We start from the raw sequence: 14,786 nt of genomic DNA, 5'->3' as shown, positions 1-14,786 counted from the left end.
TGCGCGAAGGCCCGCATCTCCTTTCTGCAACGATGATGGGTATGCGCATCGCTAACCATGTCGTCGATCTGATCGGAAACACCCCGCTCGTCCGGTTGAACTCCGTGGTGGGGCCGAACTCGGGACTGGTGGCGGCGAAGGTCGAATACCTCAACCCGGGCGGTAGCTCGAAGGACCGCATCGCCGTCAAGATGATCGACGCCGCCGAGAAGGCCGGGCTGCTGAAGCCCGGCGGCACGATCGTCGAACCGACCTCCGGCAATACCGGTGTGGGCCTGGCCCTGGTCGCGCAGCAGCGCGGCTACAAGACCGTGTTCGTCTGCCCGGACAAGGTCAGCGAGGACAAGCGCAACGTGCTGCGCGCCTACGGCGCCGAGGTCGTGGTCTGCCCGACCGCGGTCGCGCCGGAGGACCCGGACAGCTACTACAACGTCTCCGACCGCCTGGTCCGGGAGATCCCGGGCGCCTGGAAGCCGGACCAGTACTCCAACCCGGGCGGCCCGGAATCGCACTACGAGACCACCGGTCCCGAGATCTGGCGCGACACCGAGGGCAAGATCACCCACTTCGTGGCGGGCGTCGGCACCGGCGGCACCATCACCGGCACCGGCCGGTACCTCAAGGAGATCTCCGGCGGCAAGGTCAAGATCGTCGGCGCGGACCCGGAGGGCTCGGTCTACTCCGGCGGCACCGGCCGCCCGTACCTGGTCGAGGGTGTCGGTGAGGACTTCTGGCCGACCGCCTACGACCCGGCCATCCCGGACGAGATCATCGCCGTCTCCGACGCCGACTCCTTCGAGATGACCCGCCGCCTGGCCCGCGAGGAGGGCCTGCTGGTCGGCGGCTCCTGCGGTATGGCCGTGGTCGCGGCGCTCAAGGTCGCCGAGCGCGACCCGGACGCCGTGGTGGTCGTGCTGCTGCCGGACGGCGGCCGCGGCTACCTGTCGAAGATCTTCAACGACCAGTGGATGAGCTCCTACGGCTTCCTGCGCTCGCGCCTGGACGGCACCGCCAGCGAGGTGCACGTGGGCGACGTGCTGCGTGGCAAGTCCGGTGAGCTGCCGGACCTGGTGCACACCCACCCGCAGGAGACCCTGCGCGACGCCATCGAGATCCTGCGCGAGTACGGCGTCTCGCAGATGCCGGTCGTCGGCGCGGAGCCGCCGGTGATGGCGGGCGAGGTCGCCGGCTCGGTCACCGAGCGCGATCTGCTCTCGGCCGTGTTCGAGGGCCGCGCCAAGCTGACCGACCCGGTCTCCATGCATATGAGCCCGGCCTTCCCGCTGATCGGCGCGGGCGAGCTGGTCTCGGCCGCGACCAAGCTGCTCGAGAGCACCGACGCCCTGATGGTGGTCGAGGACGGCAAGCCGGTCGGCGTCATCACCCGCCACGACCTGCTGGGCTTCCTGAGCACCGACGTGCTGGTCTAGCCGACCGCGAAGTCTCACCGCCCGCCGGAACCGTGCAGGTTCCGGCGGGCGGTTCGTCTTGTGATCGACCAGTAATGCGGCTTGCTGGTGAATTATGGCGCGGGACAAGCGGATCCACCCGCGCGGCCGAGGTCGTGCAGCAGGGCGGCGGCGCGCAGGCTCGCCCGATCGGCGGCGGTCAGGCCCGCGAGTTCGCCTGCGGCGTCGGCGAGTTCGGCCACGTGCGCCGAATGTCCCAGCAGGTAGCGGCCTTTCAGATCCACCACGATGGACAGGGACCGACACAGATGATCGCGGTCCTGCGGCCGGATCACGGTGGGCAGCCCGGGTTCGGCGCTCACCACCGCGGTCAGCAGGTCCGGTTGGTCCAGTACGCCCCACGCGGCGTCCGGGTCGGCGGCGAACACCGCCACGAGGTCGGGATCCAGGTATCCGCCCGCGCGGCGGCGCAGCTCGGCCAGGCTCGCCGCCCGGTCGCGGCCGCGGCAGGCGAGCCCGGCCTGTTCGGCCAGGTGCAGGATGCGGCCCGGCAGCGAGAGCTGGTCCCCGCGGCGCCGATCGGGTACGCCGAGGCCGTCCCAGCGTTCCCTGACCTGGGTGAGGCCAGGACGGCCGCCTCCGGCCGCCCCAGGCGCGGTCCCAGCGGCTCACCTCGCAGACCGAGCGGACCACGACGGGCGCGCCCTCGGGCGATTCGGTCGCATAACGGTGAGGGACAGGGCCGCCAGCACCTCGGTGACCTGGATGGATGCCATATTCCGGCGCTAATCGGCGCGGTACATCGTTGCGGGGTCTTTATCGGCCGTGAGAACTGTGACGTGTGTGATTTGAGATAACTGCTGTGATTTGCTGGATCGTTACCAAACGCACCCGAAACGACGGTAAACGCCGCGAAATATGCCAAATGTCGGTATATCGCGATCGGAGGGCGAAATTGTTCTGTGATCTGAAACACTTAACGGTTTCAATTGAATCACCAGGTCACCGCATGTATTAATGCAGGTCCCGGACGTGCATCTGAGGCCAGTTCACTTTTCGTTAACCTTTGATTCAAGCTGTGTTCACTATGCGCAACCAAGCTGTGACCTTGTCGGAAACAGACCGCAAGTCTGGATGGCGCAAGGAGATGTGAACACACATGCGGAACGTGATCACCACATCGGTGCGCTGAGGACCACGGCCGGGAGGCCGTCGCCCTCGCTGCAGCCCTCTAGGTAGGGCGCCAATTCAATTGACCCGTAACGGGTTTCACAACAGCATCCACAACAGCCCGCAGTGTGCAGGTGAGCGTCGGTAGACGCCCGTGTGACCAAGCGCTGCCATTTCAGGCCCGCGAGCCCGAAACCGAACAGGAATCCAAATTCGCCATGCCCAAGAATGTTATGTCTGCTCTCAGTGACCCTGCCAAACGTAGCAAGGTAGTTGCCACCGCTCGGACGGCCGGTGCCGCCGCTCTCGCCCTCGGCGTGTTCGGCTCCATCTTCACCGCCGCCGGCGCCGCCAACGGTGATGTCGAGCCCGCTGCGCTGAAGCAGACCCTGGCCGCCGCCACCGCGCCCGCCGCGGCCGTCAAGTTCGCGTCGGCCGGCGAGCACCAGGCCGCCGCTCCGGCTCCGGCCCCCATGCCGGCCCCGCAGCCCGAGGTGGCCCCCGCGCCCGCTCCCGCTCCCGAGGCGGCCCCGGCCCCGGCCCCCGCGCCGCCGGTCTACGCCGACAACCTGGACGGCTGGATCCGCCAGGCGCTGGACATCATGGCCCAGCGCGGCATCCCCGGCAGCTACGACGGCATCTTCCGCAACATCATCCGGGAGTCCAGCGGCAACCCGCAGGCGATCAACCTGTACGACTCGAACGCCGCCATGGGCATCCCGTCCAAGGGCCTGCTGCAGGTGATCGACCCGACCTTCGCCGCCTACCACGTCGACGGCACGCCCTTCGACGTCTGGGATCCGGTCGCCAACATCGTCGCCGCTTGCAACTACGCGGCGCACCGCTACGGCTCGATGGACAACGTCAACAGCGCGTACTGATCCACCGCTCCGGCGTTCGACGACACACGATGGCCCGCCCGATGAGGGGCGGGCCATTCGTCGTCTTTGGGCGGCTGTCCGATCCGATTGGGCAACACTTTCGCAAACAGCCGGATCCGAGGATCGACTCGGCGTATAACGGCCCCGTGGAGCAGTTCCGGCAACCCGGCCGGAACAGATAGCGAAGGGACGGGGTCATGCACACCTCGAGTTCGGCTATCGATATCCAGATCGGGCGAGGGCTCTCCGACGCGTGGAGTTCCATCGCCACCTGGGTGCCCAAATTCGTCGGGTTCCTGGTCATCCTGCTCATCGGCTGGTTCGTGGCGAAACTCGTGGCCCGGCTGGTGACCCGAATCCTGCACCGAGTCGGCTTCGATCGCCTCGTCGAACGCGGCGGCATCAAGGACATGCTCGCCCGCGGCAGCTACGACGCCACCGGCATCATCGCCAAGCTGGCGTACTACGCGGTGCTGTTGATCACCCTGCAACTCGGCTTCGGCGTCTTCGGCCCGAACCCGGTGAGCACCATGCTGAACGCCGTCGTGGCCTGGCTGCCGCGACTGGCCGTCGGCATCATCATCATCTGTATCGCCGGCGCCATCGCCCGCGTCGTCCAGGACATGGTGTCGAACATGCTGAGCGGCCTCGACTACGGCCGCATGCTGGGACGCATCGCGGCCGTGTTCATCTGGGGCATCGGCATCATCGCCGCGCTCAATCAGATAGGCGTCGGAACCTCGGTCACCATGCCGATCCTCATCACCGTCCTGGCCACCGTGGGCGGCATCCTCGTCGTCGGTGTCGGCGGCGGACTGATCCGGCCCATGCAGCAGCGCTGGTCGGGCTGGCTGGACACCATCGAGGGCGAGATGCCCGAGGTGAAGGGCCACGCCCAGGCGTATCAGCGCGGCCGCGAGGACGCCGCGCGCCAGCGCCAGGCCCAGCAGGAGGCCATGGCCGCGCAACGGGCCGCCATGGCGCAGCAGCCGACCATGGCGGGTCAGGGCATGGGCCAGATGCCTCCGGGTAAATGGGCCGAACCCGGCAGTGGCGCAATGGGTTACGGACCGCAGGGGTATCAGCAGCAGGGCGGATACGGGCAGGGCGGCGGCCAGATGCCTCCGCAACAGCCGGGTCAGATGCCCCAGCAACAGTCCGGGCAGATGCCTCCGCAACAGCCGGGTCAGATGCCTCCGCCGCAGACCGGGCAGATGCCTCAGCAACAGACCGGTCAGATGCCCGCACCCGGAACCGGCCGGATGCCGTCACCGCAGAGCGGCCAGATGCCACCGCAATCCGGCCAGACGCCCCAGAACGATCAGCCGACGCCCCCGGCGCAGCGCCCCGATCGGGGCGGCCAGCTACCGCGGCACGGCGACCAGGATCGCGGCGACATGTAGCCGACGCTCTTTCGGGATCAGGGAGCTCTCAGCGGCTCCCTGATCTCGTTTCGGGGTTCAGGAGGCGCGGGCGAGGGAGCAGACGGCGGCCAGGCGGAGGTGCAGCCAGTCGGCGTCCTGCCAGTCCAGCGGAGAGCGCGGGAGCGCGGCGTGTTCGGCTTCGCGGAGGTCCTCGAGGATGCCGCGGGCGTACCCGGCGAGCAGCACGCTGACCGGGACCAGGCCGGAGTTCTCCACGCCCAGGTCGAGGATGTCGCGGACGGCGGCGGCGTGCTGGTCGATGACCGCGCTGACGCCGGGGAAGACTGCCGCGGCTTCCAGGGCGGGGGCTCCGTGGGTGCGCTGCAGTCGATTCAGGGTTTTACGCGCCGAGACGACGAGCAGAGCGGAGCCGGGCACAAACACCCGGCGATGCTAGCAACCCGCCCGCGGCCCGCGGATCGAGTGTGATATATCACGCATTCCTCCGGAAGTCCCGCTCAGCGGAAGGCTTTCGAGCCGGTCAGCGCCTCGCCCAGCACCAGCTGGTGCACCTCCGCGGTGCCCTCGTAGGTGAGCACGGATTCCAGGTTGTTGGCGTGCCGCAGCACCGGGTACTCGAGGGTGATGCCGTTCGCGCCCAGAATGGTCCGGCATTCGCGCGCGATCCGGATGGCCTCCCGGGTGCTGTTCAGCTTGCCCGCGCTGATCTGCTCGTTGGAGATCACGTGCCGGTCCTTGAGCCGCCCGAGGTGCACGGCCAGCAGTTCACCCTTGCCGAGTTCGAGCGCCATGTCGGCGAGTTTGGCCTGGGTGAGCTGGTAGGCGGCGAGGGGCTTGTCGAAAACCTCGCGGGTGCGTGAGTATTCGATCGCGGCGGACAGGCAGTCGCGGGCCGCGCCGAGCGCGCCGAAGATGATCCCGAATCGCGCCTCCGACAAGCAGCCCAGCGGCGCCGCCAAGCCCCGCGCCTCGGGCAGCTGGGCGTCGGCGGGCAGCCGGACGCCGTCGAGGGAGAGTTCCGCGGTGATCGAAGCCCGCAGGGACAGTTTGTGTTTCATCTCCCGGGCACTGAATCCCGGTGTTTCCGTGGGCACCACGAAGCCGCGGATCACGTCCCGCTCGCCCTCGCGCGACTGCGCCCACACGATGGCGACATCGGCCACCGACCCGTTGGTGATCCACATCTTCGAGCCGTCGAGGATCCAGTCGTCCCCGTCGCGTCGCGCCCGCGTCCGCATGCCGCCCGGATTGGATCCGAAGTCGGGTTCGGTGAGCCCGAAGCAGCCGATCACCCGCCCGGCCGCCATCTCCGGCAGCCACCGCAGCTTCTGTTCCTCGGACCCGTACTTGTGGATGGCGGTCATGGCCAGCGAGCCCTGCACCGACACCATGCTGCGCACTCCGGAGTCGACGGCCTCCAGCTCCAGGCAGGCCAGCCCGTACGCCGTCGCCGAGGTGCCCGCGCACCCGTATCCCTCCAGGTGCATCCCCAGCAGCCCGAGCTTGCCCAGCTCCGGAGCCACCTCCCGCGCCGGGAAGGTCCCCTCCTCGAACCATTCGGTCACCCGCGGCCGCAACCGTTCCGCCGCGAACGCGCGCACCGTCTCGCGGATGGCGCGTTCCTCGTCACTGAGCAGGGAGTCGATGGCGAACAGCTCGTCTACGGTGACCATGCGCCCACGATAGGACCGCCCGCGCGACGCCCACAACGCCGCGCCGATACCGACCCGGAGGCGGGGCGGACCGGCCGCGTCCTTAGGCTGTTCGCATGAGCGATCAGCTGGGTTTCTCCACACGGGCGGTGCACGCCGGGTTCGATCCGGACCCTCAGACCGGTGCGGTGAACGTGCCGATCTACGCGAGTTCGACCTTCGCCCAGGACGGGGTCGGCGGCATGCGCGGCGGCTACGAGTACGCGCGCACCGGCAACCCGACCCGGACCGCGCTGGAGGCCAACCTGGCCGCGCTCGAATCCGGCACCTACGGGCGGGCTTTCGCCTCCGGTATGGCGGCCACCGACTGCGCGATCCGGGCCAACCTGCGCCCCGGCGACCACATGGTGATCCCGAACGACGCCTACGGCGGCACCTTCCGGCTCATCGACAAGGTGTTCACCCAGTGGGGCATCGAGTACTCGGTCGCGCCGATCTCGGACGTGGACGCCGTGGCCGCGGCCATGCGCCCCAACACCAAGCTGGTGTGGGTGGAGACCCCCACCAACCCGCTGCTGAACGTCGGTGACATCGCGGCGCTGGCCGAGGTCGCCCACGCGGGCGGCGCGAAGCTGGTCGTGGACAACACCTTCGCCTCCCCGTACCTGCAGCAGCCGCTGCTGCTGGGCGCGGACATCGTGCTGCACTCGACCACCAAGTACCTGGGCGGCCACTCCGACGTGGTCGGCGGCGCGCTCATCACCAACGATCAGGAGCTGGACACCAAGTTCGCGTTCCTGCAGAACGGCGCGGGCGCGGTCCCCGGCCCGATGGACGCCTTCCTCACCCTGCGCGGCATCAAGACCCTGGCCCTGCGCATGGACCGGCACTGCGACAACGCCGAGACCATCGCCGAGTTCCTGGCCAACCACCCCAAGATCGCCCAGGTCATCTACCCCGGCCTGCCCGAGCACCCGGGCCACACCGTCGCGCAGAAGCAGATGCGACGCTTCGGCGGCATGATCTCGGTGCGCGTGCACGGCGGCAAGGAAGCGGCGCTGGAGTTCTGCTCCAAGACCAAGATCTTCACCCTGGCCGAGTCCCTCGGCGGCGTGGAATCGCTGATCGAGCACCCGGGCGCCATGACCCACGCCTCCACCGAGGGCTCCGCTCTCGAGGTCCCGGCCGACCTGGTCCGCCTCTCGGTCGGCATCGAGGACATCAGCGACCTGCTCTCGGACATCGAGCAGGCCCTGGCCTAGGTCTCAGCACAAAGAAGCGCCGCACCGGATTCCGGTGCGGCGCTTCCTTTGCATCTCGGCCGATACAGCGGTTGATCAGCTGTGGTAGGGCTCCGCGGAGACCAGGGTCACCTTCATGGTCTTGCCATTGGGCAGGGTGTATTCGCGGGTGTCGCCGACCTTGGCGTCGATGAGGGCGCCGCCCAACGGGGAGCTGGGGGAGTAGGTCTCGAGGTCGGCGCTGCCGAGGCCCTCTTCGCGGGTGGCGATGAGGAAGGTCTCGGTGTCGGACTCGTCACCGTCGTAGTAGACCTTGACGACCGAGCCGGGCAGGGCGACGCCGGACTTGGTGGGCGCGACGCCGACCTTGGCGTTGTTCAGCAGTTCCTGCAGCTGGCGGATACGCGCCTCCTGCTGGCCCTGCTCTTCACGCGCCGCGTGGTAACCGCCGTTCTCCTTGAGGTCGCCCTCTTCACGGCGCTCGTTGATTTCGGCCGCGATGACGGGACGGTTGGCGATGAGCGCGCCGAGTTCGCTCGTGAGCCTCTCGTGCGACTCCGGGGTCAGCCAAGTCACGGTCTCAGTCATCTCGATCACTCCCTAGTAGTTGTCCCCGGCAAGCCGGGATTCCCTGATGCCCGTTGCTGAAACCCATCCGGAGATGGGCACACAGCAGCAGTGGACAGCCAGAGCGATCCCTGGGGAGAGTCCCGACAGCGCCGGCCGTCAATGCAGCAAACACGGCTCCGAACGCCGGAACCGTGTATCGCGTCATTTTAGCACGATTTGAAAATGCGCTGGTAGAAGCGGCAATGCGGGTCGCATACCCGACTTTTCACCCGGCGCGCAGGTAGGCCGGCACATGCTCGGTGCAGCCGTAGACATTGGCCGCGCCGGCCCGTCGGGCGGTCTTGATGGTGGTGTCCATGCGGACGGTGCCGGCGTCGGAGCCGGGAACCAGGATCTCGCGGCGGCCGACCTCGTCGGTGTCGCCGTCCATGGCGCGCACGATGCAGGCGACCGCGGTGCCGGGATCCTTGCGGGTCACCTTGAATTCGATGGTGGTGGTGGAGTCGTCGACGACGGTGTAGCCGAGGCGTTCCGGTTCGATGTCCTGCGGCCCGTAGGTGCGGAAGCCCAGGTAGGCGACCACGAGTCCGCCGACGAGAACGATCGGTCCGAGGGCCCAGGGCAGCCAGCGGCGGTTCTTCCGCGGCTTGATCCCGTACCTGTCGGCCGGTCTTTCGCTCATATCGGGGACGCTCCCGGGGGGTAGGTCGGAACAAACAACGATCGGATGGAACTATAGGGAATGGATATCCGATGCCTGTGTCTGGACTCGGCACGTGCCAATTGATACAGCTCGACGCTACGAGGTGAAAACGTGATCGGTGAGGTGAACGAGAAGTGAGTGGTCTTCGCCTCATGGCGGTGCACGCCCATCCCGACGACGAATCCAGCAAGGGTGCGGCCACCACCGCGCGCTATGCCGCCGAAGGCAACGAGGTGCTGGTCGTCACCCTCACCGGCGGGGAGCGCGGCGACATCCTGAACCCCGCCATGGACACCCCCGGCATCAAGGACCGCATCACCGAGGTCCGCCGCGAGGAGATGGCCGCCGCCGCCGAGGCGCTGGGCGTCCGCCAGACCTGGCTGGGTTTCGTGGATTCCGGTCTGCCGGAAGGCGATCCGCTGCCGCCGCTGCCCGATGGCTGCTTCGCGCTGGTGCCGCTGGCGGAGGCCGCCGAGGCGCTGGTGCGGGTGGTGCGCGAGTTCCGGCCGCACGTCATCACCACCTATGACGAGATGGGCGGCTACCCGCACCCGGACCACATCAGGTGCCACCAGGTGTCGGTCGCGGCGTACGAGGCCGCCGGCGATCCGGAGCGGTTCCCCGACGCGGGTGAGCCCTGGACGCCGCTGAAGTTGTACTACGACCACGGCTTCAGCCTGGCCCGGCTCGAGATCTTCGCCGCCGAGTACGAGCGCATCGGTGAACCGTTCCCCATGCAGGAGTGGATGGACCGGATGCGCAAGTACGCCGCTGAGCGCGGCGACATCATGGCCCGGGTGACCACCCAGGTCGAGTGCGCCAAGTACTTCCCGGCGCGGGACGACGCGCTGCGCGCCCACGCCACCCAGATCGACCCCAACGGCGCCTTCTTCGCGGTGCCGACGGAGATGCAGCAGCGGCTGTGGCCGACCGAGGAGTTCGAGCTGGCCAAGACCCGCGTCAAGACCGCGATCCCGGAGACCGACCTGTTCGCGGGCATCGACGACGCCGACACCGAGGACGCCGCCCGATGATGCTCACCCTGCTCGCCCAGACCAACAACTCGCCGACCGGCCCGGAGTTCGGCAAGGCGTCGCCGCTGGGCCTGGTCATCGTGCTGGTGTTGCTGGCGGGCACGATCCTGCTCATCCGGAACATGAACAAGCACATCAAGAACCTGCCCGCCGAGTTCTCCCCGGAGCACCCGGAGGCGGATCAGGAAGCCGACGAGGGCACCGAGCACGGAATCGCCGCGCAGGAGGACGACGACGCGTCGCCGCGCAGCGAGTCCAAGCCGGAAGCCACCAACGGCACGGCCTGACCCTGACGATGCGCAGCGCCCCCGGTCCACGGACCGGGGGCGCTGTCGTTTCCCGGTACTCGGAACAATTCCGGTCACGCTGCCGTTTCCGCACCGGAGAGCGAAAACGCCGGAGTGGAAAGGGAAATCGCGATGCCGAGCCCGCCGGGACGACCGAGGAGATCGCGGGCTTTGTCCGCAAGCGCCTGGGCTGAGCCGGTCTCGTTCCGGGTCGCGGGATCACTCCAGGGTCGGCTGGTCGTAGAGGGTGAATCCGCCCTTGCCGTCCGTGTCCACGCCGAGGAATCGCCCGGCGTGGAAGGGGTTGTTGGCGAGCAGCCGGACCACCGTGTTGTCCGGATCGAAGAGGTCGAGGACCGCGCCGTATTCGCCGCGGTCGAAGACCTCGCCGCGGGTGTAGTCGAGTTCGTCGGCGCGGGCGGCGAAGGCGTGCAGGTCGTCGACGGAGTCGACTTCCAGCGCGAAGACGTCGAACCCGCCGAGGTCCGGTTGCCCGGGGCAGTATTCGCGTTCGCGCAGCGCGATGCCGAATCCGCTGGGGTGCATGAGCTGCGCGCCGCGCAGGTCGCCCTCTTCCCGGAATTCCCCGGCCAGGCGCAGGTCGAGTAGGTCGGTGTACCAGGCGACGCTGCGCGCCAGGTCGCTGACCGGCAGCTTGACGTGGCGGATGCGGACGAGTCCGGCCATGGGTGGCTCCTGATTCGGTGCGCGCGGTGTCGTCGGGCGGGAACCTCGCAAGGATGCCACTTCCCGGCCGCCGTGGCGTGGAATGGCGCTCGAAACGCCGGTGTCGGAATACCTCTGGGGGGTATGTGGTTGCGGTGATTCCACGCTCGATCTCGTCAGAAGGTGGCATTCATGGCTACGCCGACCCTGGACCGGTCCGCCGACGCGGCCAATACCGTTTCCTCCCATGTGGTGGGGGTGATGGTGGAGGCGGCCCTGCGAGCCGGGGCCGACAAGGAGCAGCTCGCCCGGCTGCTCGGCCAGGATCCGGCGCTGCTGTCCGACGACGCGCTGCGCATCTCGACCCTGAAGGTGTCGCGGCTGTGGGAGTTGCTGTACGGGCTGGCCGGTCCCGAGGCCGGGGTGCTGGCCGCCGAGCGGGCCGAGCGCGGACGGCTCAATGTGTGGGACTACCTGATCGGCACCGCGCCCACGCTCGCCGAGGGCCTGCGGGATGCCGCGCGCTACAACAACGCCATCTGCGACCGCCGCGTCGACCTCGAGGTGATCGAGGACGGCGCGCTGCTGACCGTGCGCTATGGCATCTTCCCGCACGCCGGCGCCGCGCAGGCTGTGCACCGGGAATTCGTGATGGCCGTGATCGTGCGCCGCGCCGCCGAGAGTTTCGGCGCGGCGGGGCTTCCCGTCCGCGTCGACTTCACCCACCCGGCTCCGGCGGACCGCGGCTACCTGGTCCGCGCCCTCGGCACCGCGAACCTCCACTTCGGCCGGGCCGCGGACGCCATCACCTTCATGGGCTCCGATGCCGGGCAGGCCGCGAGTGACCCTGTCCTGCAAGCGATCCTGCGCTCCCACGCCCAGCAGGTCATCGACTCGATCGCGCCCGAACCAGAGTGGCTGGACGCTTTCCGCGCGGCTCTGTACGCGACGCTGCCGGACTCCGGCGGGGACGGCGTCCGCCTGGAGAAGGTCGCCCGCGCTCTCCGTCTGAGTGAACGCACCCTGCAACGCCGCCTGGCCGAGCACGGCACCGGCTGGCGCACCGAACTCGAAACCCTCAGGCGCGATACGGCGCTCGCCCTCCTGCGTGACCCGGCCGTGCCGGTCCGCGTGGTGGCGCTGCGTCTGGGCTACCGCGATCACCGTGTCCTGGCCCGGGCCTTCCGCCGCTGGACCGGCCAGTCGCCCGCGGGTTTCCGCCGCGGCCTGGTGCGGTGACCGGGCCGGATCAGGTCGGGTCGGCGGTGAGGTGGAGGTAGGCGGTGTCGAGGGGGATGTCGACGGCGAACCAGGCGGCCGGGCGGTCGTCGTCGCGCGGGCACCAGGCGGTGGCCACGCACAGGCGGGCGGCCTCATCGGTGGCCAGGCCGGGCAGGTGCCATTCGATCCGGGCCGGATCCCGGTAGCGGACACCGTATTCGGCGTCGTGGTCGTCGGCGTGGATCCGGTGCGCCCAGCTGCCGGGCATGAGGCGCGCGTCCTCGGCCTGCATGGCCAGCAGTTCGGAGTCGGGGCCGCCGATGCACACCATGAAGTGGTCGTTCTCGATGCTCACCGCCGCGAGGCACTCCCCGGTGTCCGGTCCGCTGGTGGTCCCGGCGGGCAGATCGGTCAATTCGGCCGTGAAGACCAGTCCCGGGACCGCGCTGTGCGCCTTCACCTGCCAGATCCCGGCCCACAGCGCGACTGGCGCGCCCCCGTCCCAGGCGGGCATCTCGATGCTCCCGACCAGCAGGTCGACGGTGGCGTCCCGATGCCGCCACCGGTGCAGATGCGACCCGTTCGGCAAGCGCCACAGCGTGTTCGGACCGGTGGGCAGCAGCTCCGACCCGATGGTGACGCCGAACCCCACGATCCCGAGCGGGGTGTCGATCACGGCGGGACGACGGTCTACCTGAGCGAGATGGTCGGTGGGGAGCATGAACCCATCATGCAGGGTCCGTATCGGAGCCCGCTGACCGGTTGCACCCGTTAGTTTTTCGTAAAGGAAATTTCCGGTTGTCCGGCGCGGGATTAGCGTTTGTGGTGTCGAACAGCTGCGGTTCCGGGGGGTGGGGTTGATGGCGGCGGACGTGATCGGCAAGTTCGCGCGGGTGACGGCCGCGATCACCCCCGACCACCTCGGCGAGGTGTTGATCGAGGTGCGGGCCGGGTCCGAACGGTTCCTGGCGCGCGCCGCCGACAGCGAGTCGACGATTCCCAAGCACGCTCAGGTGCTCGTGGTCGGCAGTCTGGGTGGCCGGACCGTCGAAGTCGTTCCCGTGAAATGAAGGTGCATCGTGGACATCCTGGTCATTGGTTTGGTCGGGTTGGTGTTCGTTGTTCTGTTGGCCGGAATCGGGTTGCTGCGGCTCGCGTGGCGCGTGGCCGAACCCGATGAGGCGCTGATCATCTCGGGTTTCCGAGCTGGATCGGGGCCGGGCGGGTCGGGAGAGAGTATGGGGTTCCGGATCGTCACCGGGCGCGGGTGCCTGGTCGCGCCGGGGTTGACCAAGGTGCGGCGAATCTCGCTGGAGGCGCACGAATCCCAGATCGTGGTGCCGTGCGTGAGCCGGCAGAAGATCAATCTGCAGCTGACCGGTGTGGTGATGTACAAGGTCGGCGACGACTACACCTCGATCGCCAATGCGGCGCGGCGGTTCCTGGACCGGCCCACCGACGAGCTCGAGACCAAGGTGCAGAACGTGTTCATCGGTCATCTGCGCGCCATCGCGGGCTCGATGACCGTGGAGGACATGATCAGTGATCAGGACAAGTTCTCCGAGCAGGTGCGGGACCGCTGCTCGCACGAGATGGAGTCTTTCGGCCTGGTGATCGACTCGTTCCAGATCCAGTCCATCGCCAGCGAATCGAATTACATCGCCAATCTGGCCATTCCGCACCAGGCGGAGGTGGAGCAGCACGCCCGCATCGCGCGCGCCAATGCCGAACGCGAGGCCATCGCGCAGGAGCAGGCGGCGCAGGCGGAGGTCGCGTTGTCGGTGCGCGACACCCAGATCAAGAAGGCCGGATATCAGGCCGAGGTGGATCGGGCCACCAAGGACGCCCAGCAGCAGGGCCCGCTGGCCGAGGCGACCGCCCGGCAGGCGGTGGTCGAGGTGGCGACCAAGGTCGCGCAGCTCGAGGCGCAGCAGAAGGAACAGCAACTCCAGGTGGAGGTGCGCAAGCCCGCCGACGCCGAGGCCTACAAGCAGACGACTCTGGCCACCGCGGCCCGTGACGCCCGCATCAGTCAGGCCGAGGCCGACGCCGCGGAGACCCGGCTGCGCGCGGAAGCCGCTGCGGCGCAGACGAAGTTGCAGGCCCTCGCCGAGGCCGAATCGATCAAGGCGCGGGCGGCGGCGCAGGCCGAGGCGACCCGGCTCACCGGTCAGGCCGAGGCGGACGCGATCAAGGCGCGCGGTCTGGCCGAGGCCGACGCCGTGCGCGCCCGGATGGCCGCGGAGGCGGCGGGCATCCAGCAGCGCGCCGAGGCGATGAGCCAGAACCAGGAGGCGGTGATCGCCCAGCAGATCGCCGAGCACCTGCCGGAGATCGTGGCCGCGGCGGCGAAGCCGTTCGAGCACGTCGGGCAGTTCACGGTGCTCAACGGGGCGCAGGGCGTGACCTCGGCGCTGGCCGAGATCATCCAGCAGGCGGGGACTCTCGCCACCATGGCGCGGGAATCCCTGACGCCGGAGATCAGCCGTTCGTGATCGAGGCGACGAGAAGGCCGCGGTGACCAGGCGCAGCGGGATGCCGAGCGGCACGATCGAGAGGAAGTAGTT

16 protein-coding genes and 1 pseudogene are annotated in these 14,786 nt (G+C 68.7%); 9 read left to right on the top strand and 8 right to left on the bottom strand.

The genetic code is table 11. The annotated features are described in order from the left end of the window. Positions 1-41: 41 nt before the first annotated feature. Positions 42-1,430, top strand: coding sequence for a cystathionine beta-synthase (locus ACQP06_RS30570; protein WP_433668223.1), 1,389 nt, complete (start codon positions 42-44; stop codon positions 1,428-1,430). A gap of 92 nt (positions 1,431-1,522) precedes the next feature. Here the strand turns inward: ACQP06_RS30570 and ACQP06_RS30565 are convergent, their stop codons facing one another. Beyond that, the gene (locus tag ACQP06_RS30565; protein ID WP_433668222.1) at positions 1,523-1,843 is read right to left on the bottom strand and encodes an HD domain-containing protein; all 321 of its coding nucleotides are present in this window, start codon (positions 1,841-1,843) and stop codon (positions 1,523-1,525) included. Positions 1,844-1,855: 12 nt separating this feature from the next. Next, positions 1,856-2,014: pseudogene (locus ACQP06_RS30560) on the bottom strand (hypothetical protein); the annotation flags it as partial. Between the two features lie 798 nt (positions 2,015-2,812). Here ACQP06_RS30560 and ACQP06_RS30555 point away from each other — a divergent pair. Together ACQP06_RS30555 and ACQP06_RS30550 are read left to right on the top strand one after the other, a co-directional pair. Beyond that, positions 2,813-3,460 (top strand): transglycosylase SLT domain-containing protein, encoded by a 648-nt coding sequence (locus tag ACQP06_RS30555; RefSeq protein WP_433668221.1) that lies wholly within the window; start codon positions 2,813-2,815, stop codon positions 3,458-3,460. A 197-nt stretch (positions 3,461-3,657) separates the two neighbouring features. Beyond that, positions 3,658-4,863 (top strand): mechanosensitive ion channel family protein, encoded by a 1,206-nt coding sequence (locus ACQP06_RS30550; protein ID WP_433668219.1) that lies wholly within the window; start codon positions 3,658-3,660, stop codon positions 4,861-4,863. A gap of 57 nt (positions 4,864-4,920) precedes the next feature. On the opposite strand, the gene ACQP06_RS30545 is transcribed toward ACQP06_RS30550, so the two are convergent. After that, entirely contained in the window at positions 4,921-5,268 is a 348-nt protein-coding gene (locus ACQP06_RS30545; protein WP_433668217.1) for a DUF6401 family natural product biosynthesis protein, read from the bottom strand. Between the two features lie 74 nt (positions 5,269-5,342). Then, a complete protein-coding gene (locus tag ACQP06_RS30540) occupies positions 5,343-6,518 on the bottom strand; it encodes an acyl-CoA dehydrogenase family protein (RefSeq protein WP_433668215.1) in 1,176 nt (391 codons plus the stop codon). A gap of 95 nt (positions 6,519-6,613) precedes the next feature. Between ACQP06_RS30540 and ACQP06_RS30535 the strand changes: the two genes are divergently transcribed. Continuing rightward, positions 6,614-7,759 carry a cystathionine gamma-synthase gene (locus tag ACQP06_RS30535; RefSeq protein ID WP_379274514.1) on the top strand — a complete coding sequence of 382 codons (1,146 nt, stop codon included), beginning with the start codon at positions 6,614-6,616 and terminating at the stop codon, positions 7,757-7,759. Positions 7,760-7,834: 75 nt separating this feature from the next. Here ACQP06_RS30535 and greA read toward each other — a convergent pair whose 3' ends face one another. After that, complete coding sequence (gene greA / locus ACQP06_RS30530; RefSeq protein ID WP_433668214.1) at positions 7,835-8,326, bottom strand: transcription elongation factor GreA; 492 nt, start codon at positions 8,324-8,326, stop codon at positions 7,835-7,837. Between the two features lie 247 nt (positions 8,327-8,573). Next, positions 8,574-8,990: a DUF4307 domain-containing protein gene (locus tag ACQP06_RS30525; protein WP_357091780.1), complete on the bottom strand. Its 417-nt coding sequence runs from the start codon at positions 8,988-8,990 to the stop codon at positions 8,574-8,576. A gap of 173 nt (positions 8,991-9,163) precedes the next feature. Here ACQP06_RS30525 and mca point away from each other — a divergent pair, with 173 nt between their 5' ends. Together mca and ACQP06_RS30515 are read left to right on the top strand one after the other, a co-directional pair. Further along, positions 9,164-10,045 (top strand): mycothiol conjugate amidase Mca, encoded by an 882-nt coding sequence (gene mca, locus ACQP06_RS30520; RefSeq protein ID WP_433673478.1) that lies wholly within the window; start codon positions 9,164-9,166, stop codon positions 10,043-10,045. Then, entirely contained in the window at positions 10,045-10,332 is a 288-nt protein-coding gene (locus ACQP06_RS30515) for a hypothetical protein (protein WP_379095766.1), read from the top strand. Before mca ends, ACQP06_RS30515 begins: the two co-directional genes overlap by 1 nt. Positions 10,333-10,551: 219 nt before the next feature. Here ACQP06_RS30515 and ACQP06_RS30510 read toward each other — a convergent pair whose 3' ends face one another. Further along, entirely contained in the window at positions 10,552-11,019 is a 468-nt protein-coding gene (locus ACQP06_RS30510) for a VOC family protein (protein ID WP_433668212.1), read from the bottom strand. A gap of 171 nt (positions 11,020-11,190) precedes the next feature. On the opposite strand from ACQP06_RS30510, the gene ACQP06_RS30505 reads away from it, so the two are divergent. Continuing rightward, entirely contained in the window at positions 11,191-12,237 is a 1,047-nt protein-coding gene (locus ACQP06_RS30505) for an AraC family transcriptional regulator ligand-binding domain-containing protein (protein WP_433668210.1), read from the top strand. Between the two features lie 10 nt (positions 12,238-12,247). On the opposite strand, the gene ACQP06_RS30500 is transcribed toward ACQP06_RS30505, so the two are convergent. Further along, positions 12,248-12,940 (bottom strand): hypothetical protein, encoded by a 693-nt coding sequence (locus ACQP06_RS30500; protein ID WP_433668208.1) that lies wholly within the window; start codon positions 12,938-12,940, stop codon positions 12,248-12,250. Between the two features lie 139 nt (positions 12,941-13,079). Here ACQP06_RS30500 and ACQP06_RS30495 point away from each other — a divergent pair, with 139 nt between their 5' ends. Both ACQP06_RS30495 and ACQP06_RS30490 read left to right on the top strand, forming a co-directional pair. Next, the gene (locus ACQP06_RS30495; RefSeq protein WP_357091767.1) at positions 13,080-13,289 is read left to right on the top strand and encodes a hypothetical protein; all 210 of its coding nucleotides are present in this window, start codon (positions 13,080-13,082) and stop codon (positions 13,287-13,289) included. Positions 13,290-13,298: 9 nt separating this feature from the next. Continuing rightward, the gene (locus ACQP06_RS30490) at positions 13,299-14,714 is read left to right on the top strand and encodes an SPFH domain-containing protein (RefSeq protein ID WP_433668206.1); all 1,416 of its coding nucleotides are present in this window, start codon (positions 13,299-13,301) and stop codon (positions 14,712-14,714) included. The last annotated feature ends 72 nt before the right edge of the window (positions 14,715-14,786 follow it).

This window comes from Nocardia sp. CA-136227, from assembly GCF_050955695.1.
Lineage (GTDB): Bacteria > Actinomycetota > Actinomycetes > Mycobacteriales > Mycobacteriaceae > Nocardia.
This window is presented reverse-complemented; position numbering and strand designations above follow the sequence as displayed.

Excerpts from the sequence above, each read along its gene's own strand:
- ACQP06_RS30500 (WP_433668208.1), bottom strand. The coding sequence starts at position 12,940 with ATGCTCCCCACCGACCATCTCGCTCAGGTAGACCGTCGTCCCGCCGTG.
- ACQP06_RS30525 (WP_357091780.1), bottom strand. The coding sequence starts at position 8,990 with ATGAGCGAAAGACCGGCCGACAGGTACGGGATCAAGCCGCGGAAGAAC.
- ACQP06_RS30550 (WP_433668219.1), top strand. The coding sequence starts at position 3,658 with ATGCACACCTCGAGTTCGGCTATCGATATCCAGATCGGGCGAGGGCTC.
- ACQP06_RS30555 (WP_433668221.1), top strand. The coding sequence starts at position 2,813 with ATGTCTGCTCTCAGTGACCCTGCCAAACGTAGCAAGGTAGTTGCCACC.
- ACQP06_RS30495 (WP_357091767.1), top strand. The coding sequence starts at position 13,080 with ATGGCGGCGGACGTGATCGGCAAGTTCGCGCGGGTGACGGCCGCGATC.
- greA (WP_433668214.1), bottom strand. The coding sequence starts at position 8,326 with ATGACTGAGACCGTGACTTGGCTGACCCCGGAGTCGCACGAGAGGCTC.
- ACQP06_RS30505 (WP_433668210.1), top strand. The coding sequence starts at position 11,191 with ATGGCTACGCCGACCCTGGACCGGTCCGCCGACGCGGCCAATACCGTT.
- ACQP06_RS30515 (WP_379095766.1), top strand. The coding sequence starts at position 10,045 with ATGCTCACCCTGCTCGCCCAGACCAACAACTCGCCGACCGGCCCGGAG.
- ACQP06_RS30540 (WP_433668215.1), bottom strand. The coding sequence starts at position 6,518 with ATGGTCACCGTAGACGAGCTGTTCGCCATCGACTCCCTGCTCAGTGAC.
- mca (WP_433673478.1), top strand. The coding sequence starts at position 9,164 with ATGGCGGTGCACGCCCATCCCGACGACGAATCCAGCAAGGGTGCGGCC.
- ACQP06_RS30570 (WP_433668223.1), top strand. The coding sequence starts at position 42 with ATGCGCATCGCTAACCATGTCGTCGATCTGATCGGAAACACCCCGCTC.
- ACQP06_RS30510 (WP_433668212.1), bottom strand. The coding sequence starts at position 11,019 with ATGGCCGGACTCGTCCGCATCCGCCACGTCAAGCTGCCGGTCAGCGAC.
- ACQP06_RS30535 (WP_379274514.1), top strand. The coding sequence starts at position 6,614 with ATGAGCGATCAGCTGGGTTTCTCCACACGGGCGGTGCACGCCGGGTTC.